The organism is Spiroplasma endosymbiont of Megaselia nigra (assembly GCF_003987485.1).
In the GTDB taxonomy this organism is placed as follows: Bacteria; Bacillota_I; Bacilli_A; order Mycoplasmatales; family Mycoplasmataceae; genus Spiroplasma.
This window is the reverse complement of record NZ_RCOO01000150.1, coordinates 1-2,887: the sequence shown is the minus strand read 5'-3', so window position 1 is coordinate 2,887 and position 2,887 is coordinate 1. Positions and strand designations below refer to the sequence as shown.

The following is a 2,887-nucleotide window of genomic DNA, read 5'->3' as shown; positions in this document are numbered from 1 at the left end:
AGTTTTCATTCTTTATTAAAAAAAGCAACAATTCATAACAATATTTACTTATCGCATGACGAATATATTAATGATGTTAAAAAATGAAATAAATGATATTCAAGCCGCAAAGAAAAGGATATAATAAATAAAAGTTTATAAACCTTTTTTACTAATACTTACTTTTTGGGGTGCACTCTATAATTATATCACTTTTTATTAATAAAAAATTGCTAACAATAGCAATTAATCATCTAACTTTAAAACAGCCATAAAAGCTTCTTGGGGGACTTCAACTGAGCCAATTGCTTTCATTCGTTTTTTTCCTTCTTTTTGTTTTTCTAATAATTTCTTTTTCCGAGTAATATCACCACCATAACATTTTGCTAAGACATTTTTACGCATTGCTTTAATATCTTCTCGTGCAATAACTTTATGATTAATGGCTGCCTGAATTGGAACTTCAAAATTTTGCCGAGGGATAATTTCTTTTAATTTTGCACATAAGGCTTTACCACGCCCATAAGCAAAATCACGATGAACAATAATTGATAAAGCATCAATAATTTCATTGTTTAATAAAATATCCATTTTAACTAATTTATTAGGACGATAACCAATAAAATCATAGTCTAATGAAGCATAACCTTTACTAATTGATTTTAACCGATCAAAAAAATCAAACACAATTTCATTTAATGGCATTTCATAAGTTAAAATTCGCCGTGTATCATCAATATACTCTAAATTAACATATGTTCCGCGTTTATTTTGACATAATTCCATTAATGAACCAATATATTGCTTAGGAGTCATAATCGTTGCTTTGACAAATGGTTCTTCAATGCGATCAATTTTTTGCACATCTGGTAACTCACTTGGATTATCAATACTAATCATTTCCTTATTTGTTAAATAAACATGATAAATTACCGATGGAACAGTTGCAATTAATTCTAAATTATATTCTCGTTCTAACCGTTCTTGAATAACATCCATATGTAATAATCCTAAAAAGCCACAACGAAAACCAAAACCTAATGCTTGTGATGTTTCTGGTTCATAAACAAGGGAAGCATCAGATAACTGAATTTTTTCTAAAGATTCTTTTAAATCTTTATATTTAGCGGAATCAATTGGATATAATCCACAAAATACCACTGGGTTCATTTTTTTATATCCTGGTAATGGCTGTTGAGCTGGATTAGCAACGGTTGTAATCGTATCACCAACCCGAACATCACGGACCATTTTAATACTTGCTGCTAATCAACCTACTTCACCAGCAACTAATTGGTTTTTTTTAACTTCTTTTGGTGTTTTAACTCCTAATTCGGTAACTTCATAAACAGCACCAGTATTCATTAATTTAATTTTTTCACCAACGCGAACAATTCCTTGTTTAACTCGAATTGAAACAATTACACCACGATATTTATCATAATATGAGTCAAAAATTAATGCTTGCAATGGAATATTATCATCGCCTTCTAACGGCGCAGGGATATCTTTAACAATTGCTTCTAAGACCTGTTCAATATTTAACCCTGTCTTAGCACTAATTAATGGTGCATTTGTTGTTGGAATTCCAATTAAATTTTCAATTTCTTCTTTGACACGGTCTGGATCAGCAGATGGTAAATCAATTTTATTAATAACAGGAATAATTGCTAAATTATTATCAATTGCTAAATAAACATTTGCTAATGTTTGGGCTTCAATTCCTTGTGCTGCATCAACAACTAAAATTGCTCCTTCACAAGCTGCTAAACTACGTGAAACTTCATAGGTAAAATCAACATGCCCTGGTGTATCAATTAAATGAAAAATATACTCTTGTTGATCTTGAGCACGATATTTTAACTGAACAGAATTTAATTTAATTGTTATTCCTCGTTCACGTTCTAAATCCATTGAATCCAATAATTGTTCTTGCATTTCTCGTTTTTCAACTGTCCCTGTTAACTCTAAAATCCGGTCTGCTAAGGTTGACTTCCCATGGTCAATATGAGCAATAATTGAAAAATTACGAATTAATTTTTTATCCATTTAAAATTAAAACCCTTTCTATAAACAGTCACATCTCTGATATTATTATACATAATTTTAGCAAAATAACCTGAAATAGCAGGTTTTAATAATAAATAATTATAGTCACATTGAATTTTTAAAATAAATACGATAAAATATATTATACAATTTAAAAAATGAAACTCTGAAACAATTATTTTTAAAAAAAGATAAAATTATTAGTGTTTATTAATATCACGGAATGGGGAATAATTGTGAGTACTAACTTTACAGAATATTACAATCAGTTAATGGCTGACGTAACTTTAATTACGAATGTTGAAAAAATTTCTGATACAAAAAAAAGATTGGTTGTATACATTATTAAAAAATTTAAAAAATTTTAATACAAAACAAATTAAGCTGCAACAACATGAAGGGTTAATTTACCAAATTATGCGTTTTATTAATCATAGTACGGGATTTATTCATAAACGTATTAGTAATGCCCTTAATGAATATCGAAAATTATATCGACAACATTTTAAAGTTAATTTAAACATGCGACAAGAAAATTTACGAATTTTTGATTATTGTTAAAAACAACTACAAGCTAATTATGGCAACAAACTTAAAATTTTACGAGAATCAATCATTAATTATTATTACTTAAATTATTTAAAAGATAAAATTGAAGAAACATTAAAAATTATTAGTTTAGAGTGCACCCCAAAAAGTAAGTATTAGTAAAAAAGGTTTATAAACTTTTATTTATTATATCCTTTTCTTTGCGGCTTGAATATCATTTATTTCATTTTTTAACATCATTAATATATTCGTCATGCGATAAGTAAATATTGTTATGAATTGTTGCTTTTTTTAATAAAGAATGAAAACT

The 2,887-nt window shown here is 27.6% G+C and carries 2 protein-coding genes; one reads left to right on the top strand and one right to left on the bottom strand.

Features of this window, described 5'->3' with window-relative positions:
- Window positions 1–225 precede the first annotated feature (225 nt).
- Entirely contained in the window at window positions 226–2,028 is a 1,803-nt protein-coding gene (gene lepA / locus D9R21_RS05550; protein ID WP_126821424.1) for a translation elongation factor 4, read from the bottom strand.
- Between the two features lie 297 nt (window positions 2,029–2,325).
- On the opposite strand from lepA, the gene D9R21_RS08450 reads away from it, so the two are divergent.
- Window positions 2,326–2,589 (top strand): hypothetical protein, encoded by a 264-nt coding sequence (locus D9R21_RS08450; RefSeq protein ID WP_241568797.1) that lies wholly within the window; start codon window positions 2,326–2,328, stop codon window positions 2,587–2,589.
- The last annotated feature ends 298 nt before the right edge of the window (window positions 2,590–2,887 follow it).